This window comes from Phocaeicola sp. RTP21198st1_B8_RTP21198_201120 (genome assembly GCF_040929485.1).
Taxonomy (GTDB): Bacteria; Bacteroidota; Bacteroidia; order Bacteroidales; family Bacteroidaceae; genus Phocaeicola; species Phocaeicola dorei.
Genome location: NZ_JBCOCI010000065.1, coordinates 12,772 through 28,056, shown reverse-complemented (window position 1 = coordinate 28,056; position 15,285 = coordinate 12,772). Strand labels below are relative to the sequence as shown.

The 15,285-nt window shown below is 44.6% G+C and carries 10 protein-coding genes; 3 read left to right on the top strand and 7 right to left on the bottom strand.

Annotation, left to right across the window (positions count from 1 at the left end):
- Nucleotides 1–69: 69 nt before the first annotated feature.
- Together AB5935_RS18200 and AB5935_RS18195 are read right to left on the bottom strand one after the other, a co-directional pair.
- A complete protein-coding gene (locus tag AB5935_RS18200; RefSeq protein ID WP_038610052.1) occupies nt 70–462 on the bottom strand; it encodes a hypothetical protein in 393 nt (130 codons plus the stop codon).
- 21 nt (nt 463–483) lie between these two features.
- The gene (locus tag AB5935_RS18195) at nt 484–1,716 is read right to left on the bottom strand and encodes a site-specific integrase (RefSeq protein ID WP_038610049.1); all 1,233 of its coding nucleotides are present in this window, start codon (nt 1,714–1,716) and stop codon (nt 484–486) included.
- A 275-nt stretch (nt 1,717–1,991) separates the two neighbouring features.
- On the opposite strand from AB5935_RS18195, the gene AB5935_RS18190 reads away from it, so the two are divergent.
- Nucleotides 1,992–2,153 carry a hypothetical protein gene (locus AB5935_RS18190; protein ID WP_007833277.1) on the top strand — a complete coding sequence of 54 codons (162 nt, stop codon included), beginning with the start codon at nt 1,992–1,994 and terminating at the stop codon, nt 2,151–2,153.
- Nucleotides 2,154–2,521: 368 nt separating this feature from the next.
- Nucleotides 2,522–2,815: a hypothetical protein gene (locus tag AB5935_RS18185; RefSeq protein WP_170272832.1), complete on the top strand. Its 294-nt coding sequence runs from the start codon at nt 2,522–2,524 to the stop codon at nt 2,813–2,815.
- Nucleotides 2,816–2,895: 80 nt separating this feature from the next.
- Here the strand turns inward: AB5935_RS18185 and AB5935_RS18180 are convergent, their stop codons facing one another.
- From AB5935_RS18180 to AB5935_RS18170, 3 genes are all read right to left on the bottom strand, one after another.
- Complete coding sequence (locus AB5935_RS18180) at nt 2,896–4,413, bottom strand: arylsulfatase (protein ID WP_038610046.1); 1,518 nt, start codon at nt 4,411–4,413, stop codon at nt 2,896–2,898.
- Nucleotides 4,414–4,627: 214 nt separating this feature from the next.
- Complete coding sequence (gene nifJ, locus AB5935_RS18175) at nt 4,628–8,173, bottom strand: pyruvate:ferredoxin (flavodoxin) oxidoreductase (RefSeq protein WP_038610043.1); 3,546 nt, start codon at nt 8,171–8,173, stop codon at nt 4,628–4,630.
- A 42-nt stretch (nt 8,174–8,215) separates the two neighbouring features.
- Nucleotides 8,216–9,394, bottom strand: coding sequence for an ATP-binding protein (locus AB5935_RS18170; protein WP_005852061.1), 1,179 nt, complete (start codon nt 9,392–9,394; stop codon nt 8,216–8,218).
- A 102-nt stretch (nt 9,395–9,496) separates the two neighbouring features.
- Here AB5935_RS18170 and AB5935_RS18165 point away from each other — a divergent pair, with 102 nt between their 5' ends.
- Entirely contained in the window at nt 9,497–10,708 is a 1,212-nt protein-coding gene (locus tag AB5935_RS18165) for a hypothetical protein (protein WP_007855956.1), read from the top strand.
- 38 nt (nt 10,709–10,746) lie between these two features.
- On the opposite strand, the gene AB5935_RS18160 is transcribed toward AB5935_RS18165, so the two are convergent.
- Both AB5935_RS18160 and AB5935_RS18155 read right to left on the bottom strand, forming a co-directional pair.
- A complete protein-coding gene (locus tag AB5935_RS18160; protein WP_007833294.1) occupies nt 10,747–12,120 on the bottom strand; it encodes an efflux transporter outer membrane subunit in 1,374 nt (457 codons plus the stop codon).
- Between the two features lie 21 nt (nt 12,121–12,141).
- A complete protein-coding gene (locus tag AB5935_RS18155; protein WP_008675507.1) occupies nt 12,142–15,243 on the bottom strand; it encodes an efflux RND transporter permease subunit in 3,102 nt (1,033 codons plus the stop codon).
- Between the last annotated feature and the right edge of the window lie 42 nt (nt 15,244–15,285).

Here is a 15,285-nt window from a genome sequence, read left to right as displayed (position 1 = left end):
GTCCGTGCGACGGTATGACCGTATGAATGTATGACCGTATTACGGACTGATACCCCGACCGACAGACCGTTACGCCATCCATCGGCGGCTCGGCTCGGTGTCGGCAACGACAGACACGATAACCGTCGTTTTCTCTTTTCGCCGGTGCGTTATCCGCTCCAACAACACTTTGCGGACTTTCGCCGCCCCGAACGATTCGACACGGAAAGCGAGGGCGGTTATCGTTTCGAGGTCGTAAACCTCTATGCTGCTTCCGTCCGATAGACGGATAAGGCGTTCGATGCCGTACTCTTTCAAAACTCCGCTCTTGCAGAGTGCCTTTATCCCTGCCCGAACCGTCGGGGCGATAACCCCGAACAATTCGCAGATTTCCCACTCGGTCATGGCGGTTGCGCCTATATCGGTCGGCAGGGAGATATTGCCGTATTCATCTATCGTGATGATGTTCCTTTCTTCTTTCATCGGTATGTAGTTTTAAGGTGGCTAAATGGCTCGGCAGATATTCTTCTCCATCTCCTCCAGCTTGTACGACAAGGTTTCCATGTCTTGGCTTATCTTCTGGGCGGTGATTTTGGCGTATATCTGCGTGGTCTTGATATTCGTGTGCCCCAATAGGCGGCTCACGGTTTCGATGGGTACGCCGTGCGACAAAAGTACGGTCGTGGCGTTCGTGTGGCGGGCTACATGGTAGGTCAAACGAACCTTGAAGCCGCATTGTCTGCCTATCTCTTTGAGTATTTTGTTGCAACTGCCGTTGCTCGGAACGGGAAAAACATGACCGTCCCGAGCCAGCCCCTTGTATTTCTCGATGATACGTTTGGGAACGTCTAAAAGGCGGATGTTCGATTCGGTGTTGGTTTTCTTCCGTCGGGTGATTATCCATAGGTTGCCGTCGAAGAATGTTTGCAGGCGGTCGGCGGTGAGGTTCTTCACGTCCGAGTACGCCAAACCCGTGAACACCGAAAAGACGAACAAGTCCCGTACGAGTTCATGGCAGGTGTTCTTCATCGGTGCGTCCATGAGCGTCTGTATCTCCTTTTGGGTAAGGTAGCCCCTATCGACGCTTTCGGGCGAGTTGATGTACCCTGCAAAGGGGTTGAACGGCAGACGCCCGTCGTTCCTCGCTATGGAAACGATGTGTTTCAGCACAATCATGTAGCCCCACACGGTATTGGTGCGGCATTTCTTCTCCGTGCGCAGGAAATACTCGAAGTCGTTGATGAATGTGAGGTTGAGTTCCTTTAGCGGAATGTCCTCGCGCTTGTAGGTATGGGGCAGAAACTCCCGAATGTGGTTGCAGACCGTCCGATAACGGGTGAATGTCCCCTGCGCCCTGCTGTGCCCGACTTTCTTGGCGAACTCGGCGTTGTGCTGCTCGAACAGCTTCAGCAAGGTTTCCTGCTTGACGCCGATACCGAGATAGGCGTCTTTCAACTTGGCGGCAGTAACATACCCGTCCGTCTGCATCAGTTCTTGGTAGCGGCGGTTTACCTCCACTCGGATTTTATCCACCGCGAGGTTGATTCTTTGCGCTTCGACGCTCTTGCCCGAAGCACGGTTGTTCTTCACGTCCCACAACCGCAGGGGAACGTCCATCTTGCAACTAAACTGTTTAATCTCTCCGTCCACCGTAAGGCGGCACATCAAAGGCAGGTTGCCGTTAGGCTTCTCGCTGCCTTTCTTCACGTAAAATAAGACCTTGAATGTACTTCGCATAACTCACTCCTTTTTTTGGTTACAAAATTAGTTTATAGTGAGTTACCGACAGCTATGCAGAATTACGCAAATCGCAGAAAAAGAACCATTTAGCAAGAAATATGCACCCATTACGGGGGTAATGAAGTGGTAACTGAACTTCTGCACCGTTTGGCTTCGGGGTGGCATTCCGTTGGCTCTGCACAATAGAAAAACAAAGCGTAACGAACGCTCTTTCAGCTAATTCGCTACGCTTTGCTCAAATTTGCAATTCCGCTATGTGTTTATTTTAATTTGTGAACAGACTGCAGGAACTGTTGGAAAATAGAAAGATAGAGGGGCTTCAGAAATTTGATGAAACTCGTGCATCCTTTCTTGCTGAAATGAAGAATCTGTCGGGTGAAATGGAGGTTCACTTGGAAACTCATTTTCTTGTTTTTAGAGATAAAGCGGTGTGAATTTGATGTTCCATCGCTTTTCCTATGCTATTGGAATGAGCTCTGATTAGCTTGCCCGATAAGTTATGGAAAAGGGAATTTGGTTTCGGGGTCAGTCATTATAGCAAGCAGGTGGCAGGATATTTTTTTACACGTACATACGTATGTGTAGAAATCTGTTTCCGGTCACAGTCCCGTATCGTTCCGAAAGCCTTTATTCTTTTCGGAAAAAACAAGGATGTTTGCAAAAAAGATGAAGACGTCTGATAAAAAGAACAAGACGTTTCGTTTCAAAGATCTATATCTTCCGACCTTTAGTTTAAGTCTTTCCGGCTATCGGTTTATCCTTCTCCTCCGAAAGGGAAGGATGCTGGGTGTAACGGCAAAACTTGGTACAGGATTTCGTGGAACTTGCTGCAGGATCCGACAGAACTTGTATCAAGATTCTGAATACTTTGGCAAGGAAAGTCGTTGTTTCGAGGCTGCACAAGTTTACCGTGTTCACCGTACAAGCCTATCGTGTTCATTGCACAGGCTTGTCCTGTCTGGTGGACAAACAAAGTAGGTTTGTACCATGTAACAAGGTGGATAAAGTGGTGGCAGTAGGCATTTTTGTACATAAAATAATGTGCTGCCACCACCTCTCTAACTTCCTGTTTATAGGGGTTGCAGGGAATAGGTGACAACAGTGACAGCAGAATTATAAAACTCTGTTGTAGGAAAAAGTGGGACAATTGGAGACGATCCCTCTGTACAACGTACATTATCTTTTATTTTCTTTCCCCGGATAATTAGGTCCATAAAGCATGGTCTTTTCCTTGACCACCAATCGACCGTCCTTCACGAACTCTTCGCCGCGTTCACTTAAATGACGGATCATTTCATTACGCATTTCCGTCAGCTGCTTCCTGTATTTTTTGTCATTGACGGCATTGTGCAATTCCTGAGGGTCTTGGGTTAAGTCGAATAACTCTTCGGTACCGGTGTGGATACGCCATATATATTTTATTTTGCCGTCAGTCAGTGCGCACCAATAGTTGTCATCACTGTAACAGGTGGCATGTTCTAGATCCAGATACTTGCGCCAGGTTGTTTCCATGCCTTTGGCAAGTGGCAACAAAGAACGGCCGTCCATGTCAGTGGGGATGGTCACATCGGCTGCATCAAGGAAAGTGGGAAGAATATCACGTAACTCTACAGGAGCGTCTGTTTTTCCCGGTGTAACGTGGTCGACGGAAGGCCATTTCACGATGTATGGCACATGAGTGGAGCCCTCGTATGGATAAGTCTTTCTCCAGTGATAATGGTCGCCCATCATATCGCCATGATCGGAAATGAAAACGATTAATGCGTCATTATACATATCCTTTTCTTTCAATGTTTGGATAATTCTGCCTATCTGTTCGTCAATGAAAGTGATGTTGGCATAATAATGACGTCTGGAATTGCGTGCATATTCATTGCCAAAATTACCGTATGGAGCGTCTTGTGCCGTCTTTTCAGGATTTAGTTTTTTTGCGTATTTGCCACACCAGTCTCCGATAGCAGGATCGGGTATTAGGGCATCCTCATACATGTCCAGATATCTTTGTGGTGGATCATACGGACTGTGTGGACGGGCAAAAGAAACTTTCAGAAATAACGGTTTGTTGGTCGGATCGTAGTTGCTGATAAGTTCACAGGCCATTTCTCCTGTCCAATAGGTAGGATGGAGGTTTTCGGGGAATTTATATATACTTGCCGTATGGTCGTTCCAGCCTATACCGGTGGCGTCAGGATTCTTTCCGGGAGCTTTTGTTTGGAACCATTGGCGGTAATCACTGGTGAAGTTCTCGTCTTCCACGCGTCCGCTTTCATCTAGCAGAGTGCCTTCGAAACCATGTTTTACCCGTTGGGGATGCCAGTGCATTTTCCCGATTCCAAAAGTATAATAACCAGCGTCTTTTAGCATCTGTGGCATTTCGTATTTATATTCGGGAGATACTTTTCCATATCCCAACAAGCCATGATGCCAAGGAGAAAGTCCGGTCAGCAGACCAGCACGTGCCGGAGTGCTGCTTGGACAAGAAGAATAGCCATTCATAAATAATGTTCCCTCGGCAGCTAGTGCGTCTAGGTTAGGGGAGATAACAGCATCGTTTCCCATACAGCCTATGGCATCGGCTCGCTGTTGGTCTGTCATTATCAGTATGATATGAGGATGGTTTTGTGCGTATGCAAAAGAGGAGCACAGTCCGGCTGTGACAGCCAATGTGTATTTCAGGTTGGTTAGAGTATTCATGTTTATAGGTTTTTCATAATGTTATGTGGCAAAGGTAGGAAATTTTTGGTAACCTTAAGCCATAAATAGTGATGGTAAAAGTAGAAATATTTGAAATTGAGGTCTTATTTTGTGCATACGTATGCGTGGCCTCATATATACTAATGGTAGAAAAAGGTTATAAAAAAGGCTTGTTCTTCATGAACAAGCCTTTTTTATATGCATGTATTAGAAATTATTCACTCCAATTCATTGCTTCCATACGTTTGTAAGAAGCATAACGTTTCTTGGCCATTTCTTCGCAAGCAGCAAACAGATTAGCAGCTTCAGCAGGATACTGCTTCATTACAGAGGCAAAACGAACTTCGTTCTTCAAGAAATCCTGGAAACCTTCCCATTTCGGTTCTTTAGAGTCAAGCATGAATGGATTCTTGCCTTCTTCTTCCAAAGCAGGGTTGAAACGCCATAAGTGCCAGTAACCGCATTCTACAGCCTTAGCCTCTTCAGCCTGGCTCTTACCCATACCTGCCTTCAAACCGTGGTTGATACACGGAGCGTAAGCGATAACCAATGACGGACCGGGATAAGCTTCTGCTTCACGGATAGCTTTCAAAGTCTGAGCTTGGTCAGCACCCATAGCAATCTGGGCAACATATACATAACCGTAAGTAGTAGCGATCATACCAAGGTCTTTCTTACGTACACGCTTACCTGAAGCGGCAAACTTAGCGATAGCACCCAGCGGAGTAGCCTTAGATGACTGACCACCAGTATTAGAGTAAACTTCAGTATCCAATACCAAAATATTTACATCTTCGCCGGAAGCAATCACATGGTCCAAACCACCGTAACCGATATCGTAAGAAGCACCGTCACCACCGATAATCCATTGGCTCTTCTTAACCAAATAGTTCTTGAATTCTGCAATGGTAGCGCAGTTCTTACATTTATCTTTAGCAGCTTCCACCATTGGAATGATCTTTTCGGCAGCGGCTTTGCTCTTGTCTGCATCGTCCTTACCATCAATCCATTCCTGGAATGCTTCTTTGTATTCTGCTGGACAAGTATCACTGGCGATAGCATCCTTCATAGCAGCTTCGATACGTGCACGAAGTTTCTTGTCAGCCAAAGTCATACCCAAACCGAATTCGCAGAAATCTTCGAACAATGAGTTAGCCCAAGCAGGACCTTGACCCTTTTCGTTCTTAGTATAAGGAGTTGAAGGAACAGAACCAGAGTAGATAGAAGAACATCCGGTAGCGTTAGCAACCATTTCACGGTCACCGAATAACTGGGAAATCAGTTTCACATATGGAGTTTCACCACAACCTGAACAAGCTCCAGAGAATTCGAACAACGGAGTAGCGAACTGAGAGTTCTTCACATTGGCTTTGATATCTACTAAATGTTGTTTGCTCTTCACGTTCTTAGCGCAGTATTCCCAATTGGCTGCTTGAGACAACTGGCTTTCCAAATGTTTCATTGTAAGAGCCTTGCCTCCCTTCTTCGGATTGCCCGGACAAACATCAGCACAGTTACCACAACCCAGACAGTCAAGCACGTCAACCTGGATACGGAATGTCATTCCGTCAAATTGTTTACCTACAGCTTTCAATGTCTCGAAGTTTGCACCCTTTTGTTCTTCAGCGTCAAGTACGAACGGACGGATAGAAGCATGAGGACAAACATATGCACACTTGTTACACTGGATACAGTTTTCAGCATTCCATTCAGGTACGAATGCAGCTACACCACGTTTTTCGTATTGAGCAGTACCTTGTTCCCAAGTACCGTCTTCGATGCCTTTGAATGCAGATACCGGCAATAAGTCACCATCCTGAGCGTTGATAGGACGAACTACTTCGTTGATGAATGCAGGGTCATTGTTAGCAGCAGGAGCTTCAACTTCCAGATTAGCCCAAGCCGGATCAACAGCCAATTGTTTGTATTCGCCACCACGGTCTACGGCAGCATAGTTCTTGTTCACCACGTCTTCGCCCTTCTTGCCATAAGACTTAACGATGAATTTCTTCATCTGTTCTACAGCCAAGTCAACAGGAATAACGCCTGTGATACGGAAGAATGCTGATTGCAGGATGGTATTGGTACGGTTGCCCAAACCGATTTCCTGAGCAATCTGAGTTGCATTGATATAGTAAACAGTAATGTTGTTTTGTGCGAAATATTTCTTAACCTTGTTCGGTAAGTTCTTGGCCAGTTCTTCACCTTCCCAAATAGTGTTCAACAAGAAAGAACCGTTCTTACGTAAACCACGAGTTACATCGTACATGTGCAAATAAGCTTGTACGTGGCAAGCTACGAAGTTCGGAGTATTTACTAAATAAGTAGAACGGATAGGAGTATCGCCGAAACGGAGGTGAGAGCAAGTGAAACCACCAGATTTCTTAGAGTCGTATGAGAAATAAGCCTGACAGTGCTTGTCGGTGTTGTCACCGATAATTTTCACTGAGTTCTTGTTAGCACCTACAGTACCGTCAGCACCTAATCCGTAGAATTTAGCTTCAAACATACCTTCGCCGCCTAATGCGATTTCTTCTTCTTGAGGAAGAGAAGTGAAAGTTACATCGTCTACGATACCCACAGTGAAGTGGTTTTTCGGCATTGGCAGAGCCAAATTCTTGAATACAGCGATGATTTGAGCAGGAGTAGTGTCTTTAGAACCTAAACCGTAACGTCCACCTACGATAACCGGAGCGTTTTCTGTTCCATAGAAGCAGTCTTTAACATCCAGATACAAAGGTTCGCCGTTTGCTCCCGGTTCTTTAGTACGGTCAAGAACTGCGATAGTCTTGGCAGTCTTAGGTACAGCAGCCAAGAAATGTTTAGCAGAGAACGGACGGTATAAATGTACAGAAACCAAACCTACTTTTTCACCTTTGCTCATCAAGTAGTCGATAGCTTCGCGGGCAGCTTCTGTAACAGAACCCATTGCGATAATTACGCGTTCAGCGTCTTCAGCACCATAGTAATCGAACAAACCATGAGGACGGCCTGTGATTTTGCTGATTTCGTTCATGTATTCTTCTACGATAGCCGGAACTGCTTCATAGAAGTTATTGCAAGATTCTCTGTGCTGGAAGAAGTGGTCGGGGTTTTCAGCCATACCGCGTGCAACAGGGTTGTTAGGATTCAACGCGCGTTGACGGAATTCTGCCAAAGCCTGTTGATCAATCAGACCTGCCAGATCTTCATTCTCCAGCATTTCAATTTTTTGGATTTCGTGAGAAGTACGGAAACCATCGAAGAAGTTGACGAATGGCACGCGAGATTTGATAGTAGCAAGATGAGCTACAGCAGCCATATCCATAACTTCTTGTACAGAACCTTCGCACAACATGGCGAAACCTGTTTGGCGGCAAGACATGACGTCCTGATGGTCACCAAAGATACACAATGCGTGTGAAGCCAATGTACGAGCCGATACGTGGAATACGCAAGGCAGGAATTCACCGGCAATTTTGTACATGTTAGGGATCATCAGCAACAGACCCTGAGATGCAGTGTAAGTGGTAGTCAACGCACCTGCCTGAAGAGAACCATGAACAGCACCTGCTGCACCGCCTTCTGACTGCATTTCTTGTACCAAAACTGTTTCGCCGAAGATGTTTTTACGACCTGCGGCAGCCCATTCGTCTACGTATTCAGCCATAGTAGACGACGGAGTGATGGGATAGATAGCAGCTACTTCAGAGAACATATACGAGATATGTGCTGCTGCCTGGTTACCATCACAAGTGATGAATTTTTTTTGTTTAGTCATACAATTACTAATTATTAGGTAATAAAATCTATTCTCTATCTCTTAATATAAAAAGCCGAAAAGCCATAATGGGATCATATTTCCGTGTCCTAATTCCAATTTGTGTAGGGCATAATACACGTTTGGATTATTTTTGAACTTGCACCCTTCTGCGCAAATACGGAAATGCAGTCCGTTGTCTACCATAAATGAAGTGCCTTTATCGCCTTTATATAGTTTATGGTCCTTATACAGGGTATTCATGAAAAATGTATCCAGTACATCCTGTTCTTCGACCTTTACCGGATAAATGGAGTACATCAGGTTGGTGTTGTGCATCATCAGTTTGGAAGGTTTCTTGGGAAATTCCTCTCCCTTGGGATAAACCATATTGATAAGACGCGCATCTGCCAGATACTTAATGTAATTCATCACCGTGGCACGTGAAGTTTGAATCTCCGTGGCCAGCTGGCTGACGTTCGGAGCAACGGGTCCGTCCACAGCTAGCAAATATAGTAATTTTTTTATCTTTGAAAGATATTTCAGCTCAATTTGTTTGATAAGAAGTATATCTACTTCTATCATCATATTCATGGTTTTTAGCAGATTCTCCGAAAAGTTACGTTTTTCCAGGAAGAATGGGTAGAAACCGTGATGCAGATAGTCTTGAAAATAATCCAAGGGCTTCACGTTGCGCAGGATGGTTTTCGCTATCTGTTCGTGATTCTCCAAAATTTCTTGTAAGGTATAGGCACGGAAACAATTGCCGCTTTGCAAATTCAGATATTCGCGGAATGAGAAACCTCTCAGGTAGTATACCTTGACAATGCCGCTCAGTTCTGGATTTTCTTCTTTCAGTCGCATCACGGATGATCCGGTGAATATAATCTTCAGAGTAGGAAACATTTCATAGCAAGCACGCAGGTCGTGGCTCCATTCGGGATACTTAAACACTTGGTCTATCAACAAAACTTTTCCTCCTCGTTTTACGAATTCTGCGGCAAACTCCACTAATGTATATTTAGAGAAGTAAAAGTTATTCATGTTGATGAACAGACATGAGTGATCCGTTCCGAACTTTTCTTTTGCATATTGCAGGAGGAAAGTCGTTTTCCCTACGCCACGAGTACCCTTGATACCGATCAGTCTGTCATTCCAGTCTATCTCGTCCATCAAGTCCCGGCGAACAGGAGCATTTGTATGTTCCACCAGATAACTGTGTGTTCTGTAAAAGGTTTCCATGGTTGCTTTTTTATCGGCTGCAAATATAGCAATACTAATTCAAATTGCAAACTGGAGATAGCAAAATATTATTTTTTTTCTACTAAAAGACGGACAAGAGAAATGGTTTGTACTCTAAAACATTTATCTTTGTGTCCGGAAATGGAAGCGCTTTATTTATTCAATCCGGAAAATGATATGGCATTAGCTTGTGGTGATCCTTATTATATGGCACCTGCCAGTGCACGACGAATGGCGGCCGAGCTATCCATGTTGCCTGCATGGTATGCAGAAGAGGGAGGAACTGTGTGGCTGGATTCTGCTCAGCGTATGAAAACAATGGAAAGACAATCTTTTTTGCCACTTTCGGTCAATTGGGTTTTAGAATTCGTACCCATTTATAATAAGGTGATTCCTTGGGGATGGAATCCGTCTTTGGTGCGTCGTTTGCAGGAAGCTGGATTTCCTGATACAGCATATCCTTCAGTAGAGCGTATGAAGCGTATCCGTCAAATATCCGGACGTCAGACGGCTGTAAAAGTGTTACGCCGCCTTTGTAGACATATAGGTGGGAATATTCCCATATTGGGGGAGGCTTTTGTATTGTCGTCAATAGAGGAAGTGAAGGCTTTTGTGTTGTCTCATTCTCGTGCTTTGTTAAAAGCGCCATGGTCTGGTAGTGGAAGAGGGATACAATATGTTTCAGGTAGTTTTCCCATCCCTCTGGAAGGGTGGATTCGACACATACTTACCACTCAGCATGAGGTGATAGGAGAACCTTTTTATGATAAGCTTTTGGATTTTGCCATGGAGTTTTTTGCAGACGAGTGGGGACAGGTACATTTTATAGGGTATTCCTTATTTGAAACGGATAAGAGAGGTGTTTATAAAGAAAACTTGTTGGCGGCGGATCGGGTTATTGAAGCGAGGATATCCACTTATGTTTCTGCGGAAATCTTACATCAGGTTGGGAGGGCGTTACAGGTAGAGTTGGCAGAGGTGATAAAAGGGAGTTACGAAGGCTATCTGGGGGTGGATATGATGATATGCCGTACCCAAAATAGCGGGTATGCCATTCATCCGTGTGTGGAAATAAATCTTCGTATGAATATGGGAGTGGTAGCACGCTTGATATATGATAACTATGTGTGTGATGGCGTGCAGGGACGATATGTTATAGAATATTATGCAAAGCCTGGTGAGGCATGGCATTCTCATCTTGCGCTTCAAGAAAAGTATCCTTTATATCTGGAGAATGGAAAAGTGAAGTCGGGTTATTTGTCACTTACACCGGTAGAGAACAATACGTCCTATCAGGCATATATCTTAATTTGATTTTCCGGATAAAGGAAGATACAGAAAAGAGGGGATGGTTACCATCCACCCCCTAATGCTTTATACAATTTTACTAATGTAATCTGTTTGTCTCTTATTGCATTGCTTAATCCTATTTGTGCGTCGAAATAGCTACGTTGTGCATCCAATACATCTAGATAGCCTATTACTCCATTGATGTATTGCAATTGGGCCAGTTCCATTGTTGCTTTAGAGGAACGTTCCAGTTGCAGGCGCGATTCGTAGATATCTTTTATCTTATTGAAGTCCACAATGGCATTGCGGGCCTCTTTGAATGCAGTCAGCACTGATTTTTCATAGCTGTAGCATTCCTGTTCGTATGCGGCCTTTTTGGCCTGTAGGGTTGCTCTGTATTTTCCCATGGCGAAGAGAGGAGTTAGAAGATTGCCACTGATATAATGAATGGGCGATTTGAAGAAATCAGAGAATTCTTCACTTTCTACGCCATATTGTGCTGTGAGGCTAAGTCGTGGGAACATATTGGTATAGGCAATACCTACACTGGCATTGGCTGCTATTAATTTCTGTTCTGCTTCACGTACATCGGGACGACGTTCCAGCAGAGTGGAGGGTAGACCTACTGGTAATGTTTCAGGTAGTTTTACTTCTTCGGGTAGAATGGAACGCTGTATGCGGTGCGGGTATTCGCCTGCTAAAAATGCAATATCATTTTCTTTCAATGAAATTTTCCTTTCTAGTTCAGGAACTAAAGTTGCGGTACGTGCATACTCCACTTGTGCCTGTTGATAAGAAGTTTCTGAAGTTAGTCCTCCTTCAAAACGAAGTTTTGCCAAGCGTACTCCTTCTTTACGGGCATAGAGTGTTTGACGAACAATGTTCAGCTCATTGTCTAATGCGACCAATTCAAAATAGGCTTGTGCCACTTCGGACACAATACTCATTTTCAAGGCACGTTGCGCCTCGATGCTTCCCAGGAATTGTGCTATGCTTTTGTCTTTTGCCCAACGCAGGTTACCCCATAGGTCTAATTCCCAAGTTACGGTAAGTTTACCACCCAGTTCGGGGTCATTTTTATAGTTGTTACCACCATAATTACTTCCTTCTTTTTGAGCATAAGCGCCTCCGTTCAGTTGGGGGAAAAGGTTGGCAAAGTCTATGCGCTTCATTGCGGCAAGTTCTTTTACACGTGCCGCAGCAATTTTCATGTCTTTGTTGTTATCCAACGTTTTTTCTATCAAGCTTTGCAAGGTTGTGTCCGTATAGATTTCCCACCACTGCATATCGGCAATAGATAATGTATCCTGTTGTCGTAGCGTATCTAATTGTTGGGGCAGATGCAAGTCGGGACGTGTGTAGTGCTTACCTAATTGGCAAGAAGTCAGCAAAGTCATTCCTGATACGGCTATATATAATAATGTATGTTTCATCATTTCTTTCGTCTTTTTATATCCTTATTTTTGTTTCATTTTCGCTTTCATCTTGTATATCAGTACAAAGAAGAAAGGTACTAACAAAATTCCCACAGTTACAGCAAAGATCATTCCGAAGAATACACCTGTACCAATAGCTTGACGGCTGGCTGAACCTGGCCCGCTGGCGATAACCATAGGTAACATACCTAAGATGAATGCCAATGAAGTCATCAAAATAGGTCGAAAGCGGAGTTGTGAAGCATGGAGTGCAGCTTGTACCACATCTATTCCTCTGTCCACTTGTTCTTTGGCAAACTCTACAATAAGAATTGCATTTTTGGCGGCCAGTCCTACCAACATCACCAATCCGATCTGGAAATAGACATCATTCTCCAACCCACAGCCCCATACACCTAGATAGGCACCTAATGCGGCTACAGGTAAAGAGAGTAATACTGCAACCGGTACCATCCAGCTTTCGTATAAGGCAGCAAGGAACAAAAACACGAACATGAACACTAATGCCAGCACCATACCGGTCTGTCCACCTGCTTGTTTTTCCTGGAAAGATAGTCCGCTCCATTCTACACCGATATTTTCTGGTAGGTGTTCGCGAGCTATTTGTTCGATAATTTCCATGGCCTGTCCTGAACTGTAACCATCTGCGGCCTCACCGCGAATCACAGAACTGTTGAACATATTAAAACGTTTGATGCTGCCCGGACCTGTGGTATACGAAGTGGTACCCAACGAGGTGAGCGGTATCATGGCATTGTCTGTACCCCGTACAAAAAATAGGTTGATATTCTCCTTATGTTCCCGGTAGGGTGCTTCTGCTTGAATATATACACGGTAGATACGATTAAACATATTGAAATCGTTTACATATACCGAACCTGTATAAGCTTTCATGGTCGAGAATACATCTGCTAAAGGTACTCCTGCGAATTTTACTTTGTCACGGTCTACATCGAAATAAAGTTGGGGGATGTCCGCTTGTAAAGCCGAGGATAAACCTGATAATTCCTTACGTTTTGATGCATAAAACATCAATGTATCCGTAGCTTGTACCAAATTTTCAAAAGTGGCATCTCCACGTGCTTCCAGTTGCATCTCGAAACCACCCGAACTGCCCAATCCCGGAATAACGGGAGGGGTGGAAAGATATACCTTGCATTCGGGGTATTGCGACATGTCTTTTTTTACCTGTGCCATAATATCGTCAATAGTTTGCGAGTCACGTTCCTCCCAAGGTTTTAAGATGATAGTCAGTTCACTTCGTGCCTGACTGGTCCCTACACGCGGACTGCTTCCTGCCACGCTTTGTACATATTCCACTGCCGGATTTTCCATCAGGTATTCCACAGCACGTTCCGTCACGATACGTGTACGTTCCAACGTTGCACCTTCGGGCAGTTCCAACTCTATTTTAAAATATCCTTGGTCTTCGATGGGGAGGAAGCTGGTGGGAATAATGCGATGGATTAACAGGATGGCGATCAATACCATGCCGAATGTGCTCAGTACCCGACGCGGGTGTTTCACAATGTGCTTGATGAGTCCTACATATTTATGATTGCCGATAGCCAGCCACTTATTGATACGGCGGAATATGATATTCTTTTTCTTGTTCGGATCTTCCGGTTTCAGAATAAGTGAACACATGACTGGACTCAGTGTCAAAGCTACTACCGTAGACAGTAATACAGATACTACGATGGTTACCGTAAACTGGCGATAAAGTTGTCCGGTAATTCCACCTAGAAAACTTACGGGAACAAATACTGCTGCCAGTACCAAAGAAGTGGCGATAATGGCTCCTGTAAGTCCTTCCATAGCTTTCTTGGTAGCTTGGTAGGGAGATAGTTTCTCCTCTTCCATGATACGCTCCACATTCTCTACTACCACGATAGCATCGTCCACCACAATACCGATGGCAAGTACCAATCCCAACAGGGTCAGGATATTAAGCGAGAATCCGAAAATCAACATAAATCCAAAAGTTCCAATCAGTGAGATAGGTACGGCAACTAGTGGGATAACTGTTGCACGCCAGCTTTGGAGTGAAAGGTATACTACGATGATAACCAGTATCAGGGCTTCAAACAGTGTTTTGTACACTTCATGAATGGATTCCGAAATATACGTAGTCATATCGAAAGGTATCTCGTAACTCATTCCTTCGGGAAAATTCTTGCTGATTTCCTCCATAGCTTCTTTCACGCTTTTTGCTACTTCCATAGCGTTGGCTCCTGGTAACATATAGATGGCCAATACCGCTGCATTTTCTTTGTTGATGGCACTCTCGGTATTGTATGATTGTGCTTCGAGTGAGATGCGGGCCACATCACGTAAACGGATGATGGAACCATCGGCATTAGCACGGACTACGATTTCCTCAAACTGGCTTACGGTAGATAGACGTCCCTGAGTAGTGATGGGAATGGTTACGTCTAATCCTTGTACGGGTTGTTGTCCCAGTACACCGGCTGCTGATTCTCGATTTTGGTCTTTTAGTGCATTCTGCAAGTCGGCTACAGTCAGACCGAAATTGGCCAGTTTGTCGGGTTGTACCCAGATTTGCATGGCATAATATCGGCTTCCGATGTTTGAAACACGTCCTACGCCAGGGATACGGCGGATTAGGTCCAGCACATTCAGAGTGGCAAAGTTGCTAAGGTATATTTCATCGAACTTCGGGTCGGTAGAGGTAAGGCATAGGGTCAGCAATTGACTGGCAGCCTGTTTCTCTACCGAAATACCATTTTGTATAACTTCTGCTGGGAGGCGTGATTCTGCTAACTTGATACGGTTCTGTATTTCCACTGCCGCTAGATCGGGATCTGCCGAGATATCAAAAGTGACGGTGGCTGAAAAACCTCCCGAATTGGAACTATTTGATTCCATGTAAAGCATTCCTGGGGTACCGTTCAATTCCTGCTCTATAGGAGTGGCTACAGCCTGTGATACTGTCAGGGCACTGGCACCCGGATAGGATGCGCTGATTTTCACTACCGGCGGAGTAATCTGCGGATATTGGTCAATGGGTAGCATCGTGAGACCGATGATACCGACAATGACTATTAATATGGAGATGACAGCTGAAAATACCGGTCTGTCTATAAAGAAACTAACTTTCATAATGTCTATTGTTTTTTTGAATGCGTAAATTTTCCTCCATAG

Excerpts from the sequence above, each read along its gene's own strand:
- AB5935_RS18200 (WP_038610052.1), bottom strand. The coding sequence starts at position 462 with ATGAAAGAAGAAAGGAACATCATCACGATAGATGAATACGGCAATATC.
- AB5935_RS18195 (WP_038610049.1), bottom strand. The coding sequence starts at position 1,716 with ATGCGAAGTACATTCAAGGTCTTATTTTACGTGAAGAAAGGCAGCGAG.
- AB5935_RS18180 (WP_038610046.1), bottom strand. The coding sequence starts at position 4,413 with ATGAATACTCTAACCAACCTGAAATACACATTGGCTGTCACAGCCGGA.
- nifJ (WP_038610043.1), bottom strand. The coding sequence starts at position 8,173 with ATGACTAAACAAAAAAAATTCATCACTTGTGATGGTAACCAGGCAGCA.
- AB5935_RS18170 (WP_005852061.1), bottom strand. The coding sequence starts at position 9,394 with ATGGAAACCTTTTACAGAACACACAGTTATCTGGTGGAACATACAAAT.
- AB5935_RS18165 (WP_007855956.1), top strand. The coding sequence starts at position 9,497 with ATGGTTTGTACTCTAAAACATTTATCTTTGTGTCCGGAAATGGAAGCG.
- AB5935_RS18160 (WP_007833294.1), bottom strand. The coding sequence starts at position 12,120 with ATGATGAAACATACATTATTATATATAGCCGTATCAGGAATGACTTTG.
- AB5935_RS18155 (WP_008675507.1), bottom strand. The coding sequence starts at position 15,243 with ATGAAAGTTAGTTTCTTTATAGACAGACCGGTATTTTCAGCTGTCATC.